At 41.9% G+C, this 17,626-nt stretch carries 10 protein-coding genes; 3 read left to right on the forward strand and 7 right to left on the reverse strand.

Annotated elements, in window-relative coordinates:
- Positions 1–50 precede the first annotated feature (50 nt).
- The 7 genes from IPJ09_06630 to IPJ09_06660 form a co-directional block, all read right to left on the reverse strand.
- Positions 51–1,286, reverse strand: coding sequence for an amidohydrolase family protein (locus tag IPJ09_06630; protein MBK7371103.1), 1,236 nt, complete (start codon positions 1,284–1,286; stop codon positions 51–53).
- A 23-nt stretch (positions 1,287–1,309) separates the two neighbouring features.
- Positions 1,310–1,531 (reverse strand): hypothetical protein, encoded by a 222-nt coding sequence (locus tag IPJ09_06635; protein MBK7371104.1) that lies wholly within the window; start codon positions 1,529–1,531, stop codon positions 1,310–1,312.
- Positions 1,532–1,638: 107 nt separating this feature from the next.
- A complete protein-coding gene (locus tag IPJ09_06640) occupies positions 1,639–2,463 on the reverse strand; it encodes a helix-turn-helix transcriptional regulator (GenBank protein ID MBK7371105.1) in 825 nt (274 codons plus the stop codon).
- Between the two features lie 139 nt (positions 2,464–2,602).
- A complete protein-coding gene (gene atpC / locus IPJ09_06645) occupies positions 2,603–2,857 on the reverse strand; it encodes an ATP synthase F1 subunit epsilon (GenBank protein MBK7371106.1) in 255 nt (84 codons plus the stop codon).
- 17 nt (positions 2,858–2,874) lie between these two features.
- Positions 2,875–4,392, reverse strand: coding sequence for a F0F1 ATP synthase subunit beta (locus IPJ09_06650; GenBank protein MBK7371107.1), 1,518 nt, complete (start codon positions 4,390–4,392; stop codon positions 2,875–2,877).
- 158 nt (positions 4,393–4,550) lie between these two features.
- Complete coding sequence (locus IPJ09_06655; protein ID MBK7371108.1) at positions 4,551–5,342, reverse strand: segregation/condensation protein A; 792 nt, start codon at positions 5,340–5,342, stop codon at positions 4,551–4,553.
- Positions 5,343–5,486: 144 nt separating this feature from the next.
- Positions 5,487–7,103, reverse strand: coding sequence for a sodium/solute symporter (locus IPJ09_06660; protein MBK7371109.1), 1,617 nt, complete (start codon positions 7,101–7,103; stop codon positions 5,487–5,489).
- 183 nt (positions 7,104–7,286) lie between these two features.
- Here IPJ09_06660 and IPJ09_06665 point away from each other — a divergent pair, with 183 nt between their 5' ends.
- The 3 genes from IPJ09_06665 (at position 7,287) to IPJ09_06675 (ending at position 17,622) form a co-directional block, all read left to right on the forward strand.
- Complete coding sequence (locus IPJ09_06665) at positions 7,287–9,851, forward strand: phosphoenolpyruvate carboxylase (protein MBK7371110.1); 2,565 nt, start codon at positions 7,287–7,289, stop codon at positions 9,849–9,851.
- Positions 9,852–10,053: 202 nt separating this feature from the next.
- Positions 10,054–13,653, forward strand: a complete 3,600-nt coding sequence (locus tag IPJ09_06670) for a carboxypeptidase regulatory-like domain-containing protein (GenBank protein MBK7371111.1) — start codon at positions 10,054–10,056, stop codon at positions 13,651–13,653.
- A 12-nt stretch (positions 13,654–13,665) separates the two neighbouring features.
- Positions 13,666–17,622, forward strand: coding sequence for a hypothetical protein (locus IPJ09_06675; protein ID MBK7371112.1), 3,957 nt, complete (start codon positions 13,666–13,668; stop codon positions 17,620–17,622).
- Positions 17,623–17,626 lie beyond the last annotated feature (4 nt).

Genomic DNA, 17,626 nt, shown 5'->3' on the forward strand with positions numbered 1-17,626 from the left:
TAGTATGACATCTTTATATTCAGGATGTCTGACAAAAAGGCAGATCAAGGTTACAAGATCTTACCTGACTTCATCACTAGCTTTATACTCTGAACTGCCTTTAGGTCTTCACCGGGGTGGCCCATGACTATGACGATATCTGCCAGGTAACCTGGCTTGATACTTCCTTTATGATCAAGTCCAAATACATCGGCATTGATAGAAGTCGCAGTCTTTAACACTTCAATATTGGTCATGCCGTATTCTTTCATCAATAAGAGCTCTCTGGCATTTTCTCCATGAGCAAATACACCAACATCACCTCCAAAAATGATTTTTACTCCACTTTGTAAGGCCAATTTAAAGCTCATCATCTTGGCTTTGATCCTTTCGGGAAGACTGTCCGTATTTTTTTCCCATCCCTTATATGACATGATTGCTTCGCCTGCTGCAAGAGTAGGACACAATGAGACCTTGAACTTTTTCATCAAAGCAAATATTTCAGCATCACCTTCATCACCGTGCTCAATAGTACTCACTCCCCCAAGAATGGCTCTTCGCATGCCTTCTTTTGTACTGGCATGGGCAACAACGCGTCGTCCTGAGCTGGCCGCCGTCTCAACAATGGATTTGATCTCTTCAATGGAAAAAGTGGGCATAGCAGCACCAAAAGGACCCCAGCGATAGTCTGCATAAATTTTAATGACATCCACGCCATGGCCGATTTGATCACGGACTACCCTGATCAGATCCTGCCCATCAGCTTCTTCTGCTCCACGTGGGGATGAAAACACCATGCTCTTTGGACCATAACTGCCAGTAGCTACTATCGCTCTACCTGCACAGATTAAATCAGGCCCAATCAATATGCCTTTCGCTAAGGCCTGTTTAATTTCTACATCCGCATAATCTACGCCTTCGGTGCCTAAATCTCTCAATGTGGTAAAACCAGCCATGAGAGAAGCTTTCAGATGTAGAGCAGCCCTCAATACCCTCTCTGACCTGCTCTCTGTCAATACCTGATCATTCCATGAAGTCTCTTCATAAGGATGTAACAAAATATGTGAATGGCCTTCGATCATGCCTGGCATCAAGGTAGTCCCAGGCAGTTTTAGAATAGTGGTTCCTTTATCAACTGAAATAACTGGTTTTATTTCCTTGATCAAAGTTCCTTGAACCAAAACCTGCCATCCATCCAAAAAAGACTCACCATCAAAGACCCTATCCGGGATTAATAATATAGACTGAGTTCGTGATAGCATCGAACCTAGCAATAAAATGAGAACGAGATGAAACCTCCAATGCATACTCTTACCGGATAAGGTGAACTTTAAGTCTCGAAAACAGTGATTTTAACTGGGGTGCCCCACATAAACAAGGAGATTTCCTCCTCAACTGGCTTTGCTTTACATATTACTTTCTTTCCCTCAGTTTTTAATTGATCCGGCATATTCACAGGTCTATATTTTTCACCTTTATCGGAGATGATGGCCCAAAACCCGGTAGCCAGGCTGATATATTGTACTTCGCCTTTTATTGTGATTGATTTCATTAAGGTAGTATTTGCTTAAAGTGATGAAGTAATAGGAAGCAGTTGATAAATATAAACAATTTAACTCATGCTGCTAATGCAACTAATCAATGCGAAATAAAAGAAAATCAGGATACTGCTGAAAATTTTTCGATAGTCTGCTGTAAAAAGCGGATCATTTCATATTGTTCCTTGATGGTCTGTTCCTGGGTATGTACCAAATCTTCGAGAGGATTGAACGGGCGGGCCTGGGTAAAGGGACAAATTTTCATACGTACAAACCAGACTTCACGAATGTTTTCAACAGGAAGGTGATAAGGACGATAGGACTCATTATCAGATATAAGTTGTAAGGATCTCTTTTGCCTTATTAAGTTTTTGACCCGCTTGACCACCACATCAGTAGAGGTCACTACGACATACACATGATCATCTTTAATACCATGAATCCATTGGCTTGGCTCCAGGTAGCTGCAAACTACAATATCACCGTCCTCCAGGACAGGCTCCATACTATCGCCTGAGACATCAAACGATCGATGAGTACCCTGACTAAACCTAAAGTCAGGCAATGAATAAGTAGGTAGCTCACTATAGAAAACCGGATCGGCCAATTCACTGACATAACCCGCTTGTGCAGGTACCGGTACATGCACGATTCTTTCTTCGTTGTGCACATCTGTCACAATAGTAAGGATACGAAGGTCAGTACGAAGGTCTTGCTCATTAAACATAGTACCATCTCCAGACTTAAGGAAAGCAAGATTAACATCAAATAACTTGCAGGTCTTTTTGACTACATCATGGCTCAGTTCAATATTGGATTGAAGTATTTCACTTAAGTTTTCAGGTAAATAATCTATCGCAGCAGCAAAATGCCTGAAAGATTGTACCTTCTCTAAGGCACAAAGCGCAGTTATACATTGACTTAATCTCTCCGATAAAATATTCATATTACGAAAATATGTTATATGTTTTCGGCTCAAATATAACTATAAAGAGGAAATTTAGGCAAAAAATTCTAATTTTTTTTTAAACTCGTCTAAAGCACCACCTGAGATGAAGTGGTCAATAGAAATAGCTTGTACAGGCCTATTGTTTTTGAACGGTCCCACTCACCAGGATGACTACCTGGTTATTAAGAACTTCGACATATCCTTCGTCAATTTGATAATAAGTTGACTCCGATTTAGTATTGGTCACCTTTATTTTGCCCTTGTCTAAAGCTGCGACAACTGGGGCATGTTTGTTTAATATTTCAAACTGGCCACCAATAGCAGGTACTTTAACGGATTTTACAGCACCATTAAATATCTCATGCTCGGGAGTCAAAATAATCAGATTCATATACTATTTTATATTGATTAGCCGTTGGCTTCAGCGATGAGTTTTTTACCTTTTTCGATAGCATCATCAATGGTTCCGACGAGGTTAAAGGCTGCTTCAGGATATTCGTCCACTTCTCCGTCCATGATCATATTGAATCCACGGATAGTCTCTTCAATAGGGACTAATACTCCTTTGAGCCCGGTAAATTGCTCAGCCACAAAGAAGGGCTGTGACAAAAATCGCTGTACCCGTCTTGCTCTTTGTACAATCAACTTATCTTCTTCAGATAACTCTTCCATACCAAGGATAGCGATGATATCTTGAAGCTCATTATATCGCTGAAGTATGTTTTTCACTCTTTGGGCACAATCATAATGCTCGTCACCGATGATATGGCGGTCTAAGATCCTGGAAGTAGAGTCCAATGGATCCACAGCGGGATATATACCCAATGAAGCAATTTTACGACTCAATACAGTGGTAGCATCCAAGTGGGCAAAAGTAGTAGCCGGTGCAGGATCAGTCAGGTCATCCGCAGGCACATATACCGCTTGCACTGATGTAATAGAGCCTCTGGTGGTGGAAGTAATCCGCTCTTGCATCAAACCCATTTCAGTCGCCAGTGTGGGCTGGTACCCCACAGCAGAAGGCATACGACCTAACAATGCTGACACCTCAGAACCTGCCTGTGTAAATCTGAATATATTGTCTATAAAGAAAAGAATGTCTTTGCCGCCATTTGGATCAGACATATCACCATCCCTGTAATACTCTGCTACTGTAAGTCCGGAAAGCGCTACTCTGGCCCTTGCTCCTGGTGGTTCGTTCATTTGGCCAAATACCAAGGTAGCTTGAGAATCTTCTAAAGCTTTTTTGTCCACTTTACTAAGGTCCCAACCACCCTTTTCCATAGAATGTTTGAATTCATCCCCATATTTTATAACCCCCGATTCGATCATCTCTCTCAAAAGATCATTTCCCTCTCGGGTACGCTCACCTACCCCTGCAAATACAGAGATCCCTTCATATGCTTTGGCTATATTATTGATCAATTCCATGATCAATACGGTCTTGCCTACACCCGCACCACCAAACAAACCGATTTTACCTCCCTTCATATAAGGCTCAATCAGATCGATTACTTTTATACCTGTGAAAAGTACTTCTTTTTCCGTTGAAAGATTTTCGTACAAAGGTGGTTTTCTATGTATCGGATAGGCATTTTTGTCTTTAACTACTTCGCCGATACCGTCAATGGCTTCACCTACTACATTAAATAATCTTCCCTTAATCACATCTCCTGTAGGCATCGTGATATTAGATCCTGTGTCAGTCACTTCAATGCCCCGACGAAGACCATCTGTGGAGTCCATCGCTATGGCACGCACCGTATCTTCGCCCAGGTGTTGTTGAACTTCAAGAATCAGGTCTTTGCCATTTTTCCTCTTTATAACCAGGGCGTTAAGTATAGCCGGCAGTTTGTTGCCTTCGCCTTCAAAACTTACATCCACCACAGGACCGATGACTTGTTTTACTCTACCAATATTTGCCATATATTTTATTCTTTGAGAATGAGCGTATTAGAATCGATTTTTAATTTTAGCGCTGCAAAGGTAAGATTTGTTTTTTGGATTTAAAAACGGCAAAGCCATTTTTTGAATAACTATATATTAAGCAATGAGCCGGAAAGCCTGCCACAACCAGACTTTTGTTAGATCGAAGGATTTTCACTGGAACTTAGGTCTGGGGTTTCAGACGCAGGACTGGCAAGCTCAGCAACCGGGGCTACTATCCAAAAATTATTAGCCCCTTGTCCCAGAATGATACTCAACTTTTGCTGATTTAGCAGTTCGAGCATGGCTAAAAATGTAATAATAGCATGGATCCTATTTTCGCAGATACCAAAGATTTCCTCAAAAGTGACTTTTTCCTTGGCCACGATCAGATCCTGAATATATTCCTGTTGATCAAGGATCGTATAAAGAAAGTTGTAGACCTTATGTACATGTCTGCGCTCATCAAATTGAGTGAGCATCTTCTCAAAGGCTTTCATCAGTTTAAACAAGGTCACTGATTCCCATTCAGCTTCAATAAAGGCTTTCTCCGCAAATTTTTTCAATTCCTGGTCTACATTACCACGGGATACTTGTTGCATCCTTCGCATTTCCAATGCCTCAAATTCTTCCAGAACAGCTTTGTACTTTTTGTATTCCAGCAAACGTTGCACCAACTCTAATCTAGGGTCTATCTCATTACCTTCTTCATCAATTTCCTTTCGTGGCAGCAACATTTTAGCTTTGATCCTCATTAAAGTAGCAGCCACCAATATAAACTCGCTGGCAAGGTCTAGATTGAGCTGCTCCATTTCGTGGATATAATCCAGAAAATCATTGGTAATTTTTGAAATTGGTATATCATAAATGTCAAGCTCGTCCCGCTCTATAAAAAAAAGCAAAAGGTCAAAAGGACCTTCAAATTGTTTGAGTTTGATTGTAAATGACATCGCTACTGGTTCAAAATCTGTGGAGCAAAATTACCTCAAAAACTGGATTACCTATATTATAGTCATGAAAAAGGGGAGCTATGCTCCCCCATTTTCGCTCGAATTCGTCTAAATATAGTTAAAATGAGCCGCTAAATCAAGATATTAACCTCTAAAATAAATCAAGATGCTGATGACTATCACAGCGAGTAATAGTGAGATAGCCACATCTAATTTAGAATAACTATCTCTGTTTGCCTGCCTTTGCTCTGGAGAAAGGGTGCTGATCGTCAATCCTGCCAGCTGCAGTTCATTCGGCGGAGCTGTAGCCAGACTCACCACAATGGCTACTGCTGCGCAAACTAGAAAATTGAAAATGGCAAAATGCGAAAAATTGATAGTTGCAAATGAAAGTGGAAATCCACTTAGAGAATCTTTCATCAATTCTAACACTATACGCAAGGTAGCCGAGATCAGACCATAAAAGAGGGTGGCGATAGCAGCCTGCCCATTCATCCTTTTCCAAAGTATTCCAATGACGAATACCGCGGTAATAGGAGGTGCGATATATGCTTGTACATTTTGCAGATATTGATACAAGACGCCTCCGCCAATTTTTTGCATAACCGGTATCCACAACATGCCCAGCAATACTATAAATCCTGTAGCAATCTTACCGATCCGCACCAATTTCTTTTCAGCCGTGTCAGGATATAACCGTTTGAATATGTCCACAGTAAAAAGAGTAGATGCCGAATTAAAGACAGATGCCAAAGAACTCATCAAAGCAGCCATGAGGCCACCTGCTACAAGTCCTTTCAATCCGGCAGGCAGTAAATGTTTGACCATGGCGGGAAATACTTCATCACTTTTATCATAGCTTAAAAGCCCTTTTTTCTTCAGTCCATATGCTATGATACCTGGAATGAGGAAGATAAATATAGGAGCCAACTTAAGAAAAGCGCCAAAGATGGCCCCACGCCTGCCCACTTGTATGTTTTTGGCTGCCAGGGTCCGTTGCACAATATATTGATCTGTACACCAGTACCATATACCTACTATAGTGCCGCCAAATAAAAGCCCTGTCCATGGAAATTGAGGATCAGATGCAGGTTTCCACATATTGAAATGTTCGCTCCCTACAGTAGCTCTTAGTTCGGACCAACCTCCAATCTCCTGCAGGCCCAATATGGTAATTAAAGAGGATCCTACCAATATCAATACAGTTTGAAATGCCTCTGTATAGACGACGGCTCTCATGCCTCCTAATACCGTATAAATCCCTGTGACTATCACGGTCACAATGGCCCCACTCAAAAAAGAAATATTCAACAAATTGGCTACCACGATCCCACCTGCATAAATGGTGACGGACACTTTTGTTAGTACATAGCCTGCTATAGAAAAAATAGAAAGAAACCACCTGGACCGTCCATCAAATCGTTTTTCCAAAAATTCGGGCATAGTAAATGCATTACTCCGCATATAAAAAGGCAGAAAAAACCACCCTAATAACAATACTATCCAGGCATGCAATTCGTAATGCGCCAGAGGCACACCACTCTCAGCCCCTGTACCGGCCAACCCTACCACATGTTCTGAACCAATATTTGATGCAAAAATGGATGCCCCTATTACAAACCAACCTATGTTGCGACCAGCCAAAAAATATTCTTCAGAAGTTTCATTTTTCTTACTGATCACCCACCAGGCTATGCCTAAAAGGACTAACATATATCCTCCAAGCACTATCCAGTCTAGTCTTACCAATTCATTATTCATATTCATATTTCATTTAAGGCACGAAATATCTTTAAAATATTTGACTTCAAACCCTTTTGTTAAAAAAATGTAAGCGATTACATGCCTAACTAAGCATTTTGTTACTTACAACAAGGATGGACAGACAGAAAATAATGGATGTAATAAGCCAATACTGAAGGATAAGCTCGATATTTGTATCCTATGTCATTTACAGCCAATCCTGAAGCAGTATTCAAAGAAGAGGTATTACTTAAGTTTCAGCTTTTCAATAGTTTATTTACTTCTCTACCCTTTCATAAAATAGAAAAGACAGGGATACTGTTGTCTCTCCTGGCTTCCTATTGTGAAGACGGATATGCCAATGGCAAAAGCCCGAAAGAAATCATAGATTATTTTTTTAAAAGCCAAACTGATTACACACTTGAAAAAGACAAAATAGACCTCTTATTCAGATTTATTCAGTATGGGGAGCGGCAGGTAGTATTGTTTGATGCATTGGAAGATGCTGCTTTTAGTCATACACACGACCTTGAAGGCAAAGGGACACTCAACCAAATAGAAGCAGAAACAAAACAAAAGTCACTTACCGATGCTTTGGCCGAACGATTAAAAGATTTTGCCGTCAGATTGGTTTTGACTGCCCATCCTACTCAATTTTACCCGGATTCTGTCCTGGGCATCATTTATGATTTAAGTAAAAGCATCGCCGATAATAATATCACAGAAATTAATCTCTTGCTGCAACAATTAGGCAAAACACCTTTTTTCAAACATATCCAGCCTACCCCTGTTGATGAAGCCAATAGTCTCATCTGGTACCTGCGTAATATATTTTATCCTGCTATTGGAAGAATCAATCAGAGAGTCAACAAAATGGTGCCAGAGTCCGCTAACGAACAAGACCCATTGGTTCATCTAGGCTTTTGGCCGGGAGGAGATCGTGATGGCAACCCTTTTGTTACTGAGGCCACCACCCGTGCTGTGGCTAAAAACCTAAAAACCAACCTGGTAAATTGCTACATAGAGGATATCCAGATTTTAAAGAAAAGGCTAACCTTTAAAAATATAGACAAGATCCTTAGGCAAATTGAAAACATGCTGGAGGATCTGTTGATCGGCAATCCTGAAAAATATGGTAAAGAAAATCTGATTGGCGATTTAAATACGGTGCGTCAAATAATACTGTCCGAACATGATGGACTATTCCTGGAGTTAGTCGATGAACTTATAGCAAAAGTCCAGTCATTTGGTTTTTATTTTGCCTCTCTGGATATCCGCCAGGATAGTATAGTACATAGTGAGGTGATCGATGCCCTGTTGCCATACACTGATGCTACCATATTAAGTTATTCGTCCTTAAAACCTGATGAAAAGCTTGCCTTTTTATCTAGTCCATGCAAGATAATCTCACCACCGGTGCCTAATGATAGCAATCTACTCTATGACACTTATCAAACCATAAAGACGATTAAGGATATTCAAGCTTCTAATGGTGCATTGGGATGTCATCGTTACATCATCAGCCAATGCGAGTCGCAGCAAAATGTCCTGGAAGTCTTTTTTCTTTTAAAAACCATATGGGAGACAGACCAAGTCACGGTAGATATCGTGCCACTTTTCGAAAAAATAACTGACCTCAACAAATCTGGTGATATTATGAGCCAGCTGTATGCTCACCAGGGATATCGAAAACACCTCGAGTTCAGATCATTTTTTCAGACCATCATGTTGGGATTTTCTGACGGCACCAAAGATGGAGGCTATCTCATGGCCAATTGGAGTATCTATGAAGCGAAAGAAATGCTCACTGCAGTCTCCAGGGCACAAGCCATAAGCGTGGTTTTTTTCGATGGCCGTGGTGGCCCCCCTTCAAGAGGCGGAGGTAAAACCCACAAATTTTATGCTTCCCTCGGACATAAAATCTCTAATACTGAAATCCAACTGACGATACAAGGCCAGACGGTGAGCAGCAGCTTTGGGACCATCGAATCTGCACAGTTTAATATCGAACAGTTGCTCAATGCCGGCATCTATAACGATGTGCTCGCTGATCAAACTAATACCCTGAATCCAAATCATCGCAAGGTATTGTCAGACCTGGCTCAGGTTAGCCTTGATGTATTTCGGGACTTAAAAAATCATCCAAAGTTTGTGTCTTATATGACGGTAGTGAGTCCGCTTAATTATTACAGTGATACAAACATCGCGAGCAGACCGACCAAGAGAAAACAATCCGCTCAACTCAGACTGGAAGATCTGAGGGCTATCCCTTTTGTCAGTTCCTGGACTCAGATAAAACAGAATGTGCCCGGATATTATGGAGTAGGTTCGGCGCTGGAGCACCTTGATAAGGCGGGAAGATGGGGCGAGGTCGAAGATTTATATGCTTCTTCTTTGTTTTTCAAGACGCTCATGGAAAATAATGAAATGGCCTTAAAAAAATGCTTTTTCCCACTGACTTCCTATCTTGAAAAGGACCCGGAATATGCAGGTCTGTTTAAGATCATTTTCGACGAAAATAAAAGAACTGAAAAATACGTACTCAAGCTCACCAAACATAAAAGCCTGATGGAGGATTATCCTGCTGACGCACTGTCAGTTGATATCCGGGAGCGCATCGTACAACCCTTGCTCACCATCCAACAATTTGCCTTGATCCAGCTGCGAAAGCCTGAATACAAAGAACACGAACTCCGATCTGTCTATGAGCGACTCATCATCAGGTCTTCCTTTGGCATCATCAACGCAGCCCGCAATTCGGTATAAACTGAATATTGTTGGTGCATTGAAATAGTTATTTGTTGAAGATCATTAAATAATTTGAGGCTCAAATACTGCTATCTGATTAAAATGCAAGGAGAAGTATGATCACAGCCAACTTTGTATTTCCAATCAGCGTTTAATGCTTTATCTTCGTTGTACTATCATTGCATATCCTATTGAATTTTAACTATTTGTCAAAAGTTTTATGAGGAAACTATTACTCGGTATTATTTTAGGTATTTTGGTGATCCCTGCGCTTCATAGCCAGACTTCTTTGGAAGGCAAAGTCCAGGACGAAAACAAGGAAGGACTGATTGGTGCCACCGTAGTTTTATTTAAAAGCGGCGTTCAAAAAAATGGTACCACCACGGATATAGATGGCAACTACAGCATCTCCAATATTGATCCTGGCACTTATGATGTGGAGTTCAGTTATATTGGTTATCAGACTCAACGTATTCAAGGGGTAATAGTATTCGCCGGCAAATCCAACAGACTCAACGCTGAACTGAATACCGGAATCGTGCTCAATGAAGTGGTAGTCACTGAATACAAGGTCCCCTTAATCCAACAAGACAATACTACCTCAGGAGGCACCGTGACCTCCGAACAAATACGCAATCTTCCTACCAAAAACATTAACGAACTCGCTGCTACTACCGCAGGGATAGCTTCTCAAAATGGAGGAGCACTTAATATCCGGGGATCAAGATCTAATGCCACTAATTATTATATTGATGGCGTGCGGGTCAATACCAGCCTCATTCCTCAGACAGAAATAGACCAATTACAGGTCATTACCGGTGGCGTAGAAGCGAGATATGGAGATGTCACCGGAGGGGTGATCTCTATAACCACCAAAGGACCGAGCAATAAATTTACAGGCGGCGTCGAATTAGAGACTTCACAATACCTGGATCCATACGGCTACAACCTGTTAAATACCAATTTCAGTGGCCCGATTTTGAAAAATAAAAAAGGAATTTCAGTGCTTGGCTACCGGCTCAGTGCACAATACCGGCGACAGGAAGATGATAGTCCTTCAGCTACAGGTACCTATTACGCCAATCAAGATAAATTGAAAGAATTAGAGGCTAATCCAGTGACCAGGTTACAAGGTGTGCCTTTGTCCAGCGCTGAATTTTTGACCAACAATGATGTTAATCTTAAAAGTGCCCGAATCAATGAGCTCGCCAATAGAATTGATTTGAATGGCAAGATAGATGCCCGGCTCAGCCAAAAAATCGATATCAGTTTTACCGGAGCATTTAATGACAATCAAAACAGGTTTTCACCAAGTGCAGGTTGGAACTTATTGAATTATGAAAATAACCCCATAGCTACGGGTCAGAATTATCGGGTTGGATTTAAATGGCGCCATAGACTTCAGGGCGATCCTCTTGAGGCTACCAGGAAAACTAAAAAGGGAGACAATAGGTTTTTGAGAAATGCTATTTACACCCTTCAGGCTTCTTATGAAAAAGGCAGAAGCAATAGCGAAGACTATGTCCACAAGGACAGATTATTCGATTATGGCTATGTCGGAAATTTTGACATTTCCTGGATCCCGGTCGAGGGAGAATCTACGTATTCCCGAGGGCCCATACCTGGTGTAGCCCATGCAGGCTATCTTCAACAGCTCAATGGGTATACCCCTGGAACGATCAATCCTGTCCTCGCAAACTACAATAATGGCCTCGATGGAAATACCCTGCTTGATTATTACGCTTATAATGGATCACTCTCCAGTAACTATAATTCAGCCTGGAGATTACATAGCAATGTCGGCTCCGTGTACAATTCATATGCCAAAGGCGAAAGCGACATCATGACTTTTAACGGCGAAGGAAGTTTTGACCTTTTCCCTGGGGGATCTGACAAAGGCAGACACAATATTCAGGTAGGCTTTATTTATGAAAAAAGAGAAAACCGGTCATGGGGTATCAATCCAAACGGACTTTGGACTATTGCCAGGCTCCAAGCCAACAATCATATCAAAGGAGTAGATACCACTCAAATCATTGGGTCATTTCCGGGAGTAGTGACTCCATTTACTTACGAACAGTTTAAAACCTTGATCGAAGAGGATAAAGATCTTTTGTTTTATAAACGAATCCGGGAACTGACAGGACAATCCCTCAACGACTATGTCAATGTGGATGGTTTGCAACCAGCTGATCTGAGGCTGGACATGTTTTCAGCCAGTGAACTGACCGATCAGGGTATTCTGGATTATTATGGATATGATTACCTGGGAAATAAATTGAGTACCAAAGCCAAGTTTGAAGATTTTTTCACTTCGGTAGATGCAGAAGGTCGCAGGACTTTTGTAGTGGCCCCCAACCGACCGACTTATGCAGCAGCTTATATCCAGGACAAGTTTAATTATAAAGACCTGATCCTTCGGTTGGGAGTGCGGATAGATCGGTATGATGCCAATACCAAAGTCTTGAAAGACCCTTTTTCTCTCTATGAAATCACCCAGGCCAAAGATTTTTTTGCTACGACAGGCGATCCTAAACCCGATGCAGTGGGTGATGACTATTTGGTATATGTCACGGGAAAAAACTCCAACAATGTCAAAGCTTATCGAAAAGGAGAGCAATGGTACTTTCCAAATGGGACTCCCGCCAATGATGGTTCTGTGCTTTTCGGCGGAGAAATAGTGACTCCAAAACTCAAAGATCCCAATTCTAATATTCGGCTCAAATCCTTTGATCCCTCACAATCATTTACAGATTATGTGCCTCAGATCAATGTGATGCCCCGACTGGCATTTTCATTTCCGATCTCGGATGATGCCAATTTTTATGCTCATTACGACATCCTGGTACAGCGACCACCATCCAATACCATAGCTACTGCCCTGGATTATTATTATTTTGAAGATCCATCCAGGACACCATCTAACAATCCCAATCTCAAACCAGAGCAAACCATTGACTACGAAGTAGGATTTCAACAAAAGCTTACCAATTCCTCGGCGCTGAAGATGTCAGCCTATTATAAAGAGATGCGTGACATGATTCAGAGCAGAAACTACCTGTACGTTCCTTCTCCAGTCAATAGTTATACTGGATTCGGCAATCTGGATTTTGGCACCGTCAAGGGGTTTAGCTTTCAGTATGATCTTCGTCGTACCAATAATATTGAGTTGCAAGCCAACTACACCTTACAGTTTGCGGATGGTACCGGGTCCAGCTCGACTTCACAGAGAGGGCTCAATACCAGGGGTAATATCCGTAGCCTTTTTCCATTGAACTTCGACGAGAGACATCGGCTGGTGACTGTATTGGATTACAGATATGCATCCGGACGGGCATATTCTGGGCCCCGGATCAATGGTCTGGATATATTGGCCAATGCGGGCATCAACATTCAAGCCAATGCTGTTAGTGGCAGACCTTATACTAAATTGCAACGAGCGCAACCGCTGGGAGGCACTGGATTTGCAGGCGCATTGAACGGATCAAGACTTCCCTGGTCCTTTAGCCTGGATCTGAGAGCAGATAAAAGCTTTTTGGTTGGAGGAGCAAATTCAAAATTCCCCATGCAACTCAATATATACTTCAGGGTGCAAAATGTCCTTAACCAAAAAAGCGTATTTGGGGTGTATCCAGTGAGTGGATCCCCGGAGGATGATGGTTACTTGACTTCCACAGATGGAAAATCTGCTTTAAATACAGTCCTCAATTCGGGACGAGATGTCAATGCTTACCTTGCCTCATACCAATGGGCTGAACTTAATCCCGGATTTTATTCTTTGCCCAGAAGAATTTTCCTGGGAGCAATTGTAGAATTTTAAACTAAATTGAAAATGGTAAAAAGTCATATAATCCTATTTATTTCATTCTCATTTGCAGTCTTGGGTCAGCTCAATGCCTATCCCAACTACCCTATCAAACCAAGTAAAATCAACGAATTAAAACAACGACTTTCTGCCAGGGCTGATTGTGCTCCTTCTACATCTTCTATTGATATGTCTATTAATAATGTGCGTGCACGCTTGTTAGGTGGTGGGGATGTATGGTGGGACCTTCAGAATGGTAAATATATAGTACCCAAAGTCACACCGGGGTCAGGAGTACCTGAAGTCTCAGCTATATTTGCCGGAGCAGTTTGGCTCGGTGGCTACGATCCGGTTGGAAATCTAAAATTGGCCGCACAGACCTATAGAACAGGAAACAGAAATGATTTTTGGCCAGGCCCGCTCGATCCGAATAAAGGAACTATAGGCATAGATACTTGTGCTAAATGGGATCGCCATTTCCAGGTATTGGGAGAAAATATCTCTATTCATATAAAAGCGTTTAATGAAGCCGTAGCAAGTGGCAATGCCCTTGACTGTAAAAAAATACCTGAAGATATTTTAGGATGGCCCGCCAGAGGTAATCCTTACTTCAAAAATATACACGGATTTGACCTTCCCAACACTTCCCAGGGGCTGGCAGGTTTCTATGACCAGGATGGAGACGGGCTGTACAATCCATGTAATGGTGACTACCCTATCATAGAGATCAGAGGATGTAACGCCCCTCAATATCCTGATGAAATGACCTTCTGGATATACAATGATGCTGGAGGTATTCATACCCAGACCCAGGGCAAACCAATCCAGATGGAGATCCAGGTACAAGCTTTTGCTTATGCTACTAATGATGAGATCAATAATATGACCTTTCAGCGGTACAAACTTATCAATCGTGCTACTCAAAGTATTGACAGCACCTTCTTCGCGATGTATGTAGACCCGGATTTAGGTTGCCACACCGATGATTACATTGGTTGTGATGTAAGCAGATCATTGGCCTACGTATATAATGAAGATGCTACCGATGGAGAAACCGGATGTTCCTGCCCAGGTGGTATCAACACCTATTGTAATAATATTCCTATCCTGGGAGTCGACTATTTTCGTGGCCCTCTGGATGAGAAGGGGAAGGAAATCGGGATGTCTTCTTTTACCTATTATAATAATGCAGCTATAGGTAACTGGCCTAATGCCATGACAGACCCTGACAATGCCCAGGAGTATTATAATTATATGTCGGGTTCCTGGAAAGACGGCACTCCATTTTCTTTCGGTGGTACTGCTTATCAGATAGGTGCAGCCCGCAACGATTTTGCTTTTACAGACGCTCCGAATGTCAACAGCGGGTGGTCAATGTGTACCGCCAACCTGGATTTTGGAGACAGGCGGACTATCCAGGCTTCAGGCCCTTTTAGACTGGATCCTGGCGCTGTCAATGAGCTCATCATCGGGGTGGTATGGGTACCTGATGTGGATTACCCTTGTCCCAGTATAGATCGCCTCACTTCAGCAGACGATCTGGCTCAGGCATTGTTTGACAATTGTTTTGATATCACAGATGGCCCTGATGCTCCTGATATGGATTTCATCGAGTTAGATCAGGAATTGATCGTACTCCTGACCAATGATGAGATTAAATCCAATAATGCCCGCGAAGCATATCAGGAGGTCGACCTGCTTGCGCCAAAAGGAATTACTGATAGTTTGTACCGATTCGAAGGCTATAAAATATTTCAATTAAAAAGTGCTGATGTTGGGATCTCTGATATCGAGGATGTCAACAAAGCGCGGCTGATCTACCAGGTTGATGTAAAAAATGGTGTGAGTAATATTTATAACTGGAAGTCCGTCCCCGATCCCAATTCTACCCAACCCATATGGATTCCCGAAATCAAAGTTGAAGGCCAGGATATTGGTATCAGGCATAGTTTTCAAATTAAAGAAGACCAGTTCGCGACCAATGACAGAACTTTGGTCAATCATAAAAAATACTATTTTACAGCTATTGCATATGCCTACAATAGCTTCCTGCCATTCAATGCCCGCGATGTGATTGGCCAGCGTACTCCATATCTGGAAGGGCGAAGAAATATCCGAACATATGTCCCTACGCCCCGACCCATAGTCAATACAAGCCTTCAATCCACTTATGGCAATGGAGCAGAGATCACCCGGCTGGATGGTATAGGAGCCGGAGGCAATTTTTTAGATATGTCCGACGAGACAAAAAAGGCTATTGCGGAAAACAAATTTGACGGTAAAATAAAATATAAACCCGGCAGAGGACCTATTCAAGTCAAAGTGTATAATCCATTGGATATCAAGGACGGAGAGTTCATACTTACTTTTACTGATTTAAATCCAAGTAATAATCAATTAGACCCGCCGGTCAGATGGAGATTAGTGAATACTCAGGATCCAAACAGCCCCATTTTGTCTGAGACTAGCCTGGACAAACTTAATGAGCAGTTAGTCGCTAAATATGGCTTTTCAGTGACCCTGGGTCAGACGCTGGATGCAGGTGATACACCTCAAGGGAGCAACGGTGCAATAGGTTCTGAAATCGTATACAAAGATGCTAGCAAACCTAAGTGGTTTACAATAATCCCTAATGGAAATACCCCACTCAATTACATCAAAACCGGAAAAAATGGTATTGATTTTCTTTTGGATCAAAAATCTGCTTTATCCACAATGGGAGGAGGAACTTCCTTCGTGCCATTCTATTTGACTGATTTTAGGGTAAGTGATGCAGCTAATCCTTACATATCTCCTTCCTGGATGGACCTTGGGGATGGTTTCAGAATTATGAGAGAAAATGTAGGATTTAAATTACAAAACCTCAACAATGTGGATATTGTGTTGACGCCTGATAAGACACTCTGGAGCCGCTGTGTGGTCGTCGAGACAGCATCTCCATATTATTTTAATACTACCGTAGGACTTGGTATCAATACTTTGTTTGACACCAAAAATATGGATTTACGAAAAAGTCCATCTGTGGGTAAAGAAGACGCTAACGGGGACGGCATCGCTGATCCTGACAATGATGGTGTAGGTATGTCCTGGTTTCCAGGGTATGCCATAGATGTAGAGACCGGCAAAAGGCTTAACATCTTTTTTGGTGAAAACACTGTATTTGATGGAAGACTATTTCTCCAGGGTTTTGATGATCAAAAAGCTACTGGCGGCGATATGATGTGGAACCCCACTTCTCAAGCCATCCTGCAAACAGGAGGCGCTCCTACCCTATTTAATTACCTTTTAGGCGGACAACATTTTATCTACGTGACATCCCAGGAGTATGATCAGTGCAAAGATTTACGTACCAGGTTGACTTCGGGAGGAAGTATTCTTAAGAAAATACCAGGTCTACGGGATGTGTCCTGGACGGGTGTACCGATGGTCACTCAGGGACAAAAATTACTGCCATACAAAGATGGTCTCATACCTAATGAGGTGACTATCAAAATGCGGGTAGATAACCCCTACAATGTTTCTGTTGGTACTAATTCTGCCAAAGGGTACCCTTCATATATGTTCAATTTTAGTGGTCAGGAAAGTCAAGCGCTGAATGGAGCCGAGATCCCGGCCGCTTTGAAAAGAATCAATATGGTACCCAATCCATATTATGCCTATTCAGCTTACGAAACCACACAGTTTTCCAATATTGTCAAGATCACCAACCTGCCTGCTAAATGCAATGTGACCATTTATTCTCTGGACGGCAGGTTTATCAGGCAATATAAAAGGGATGAAAAAGATATTCCTATCAAAGACAGAAACAATCCCGCAGTACTCAACACACGATATGCGCCTGATCTTGAATGGGATATGAAAAACGCAAAAGGAATACCTATAGCAAGTGGAGTTTACCTGGTACATATAGCTGCGGAAGGTATCGGAGAGACTACGATTAAATGGTTTAATGTCAATCGAAAGTTTGACCCGACTGGTTTATAAATTG

Source organism: Saprospiraceae bacterium, assembly GCA_016709995.1.
Taxonomy (GTDB): Bacteria; Bacteroidota; Bacteroidia; order Chitinophagales; family Saprospiraceae; genus JADJLQ01.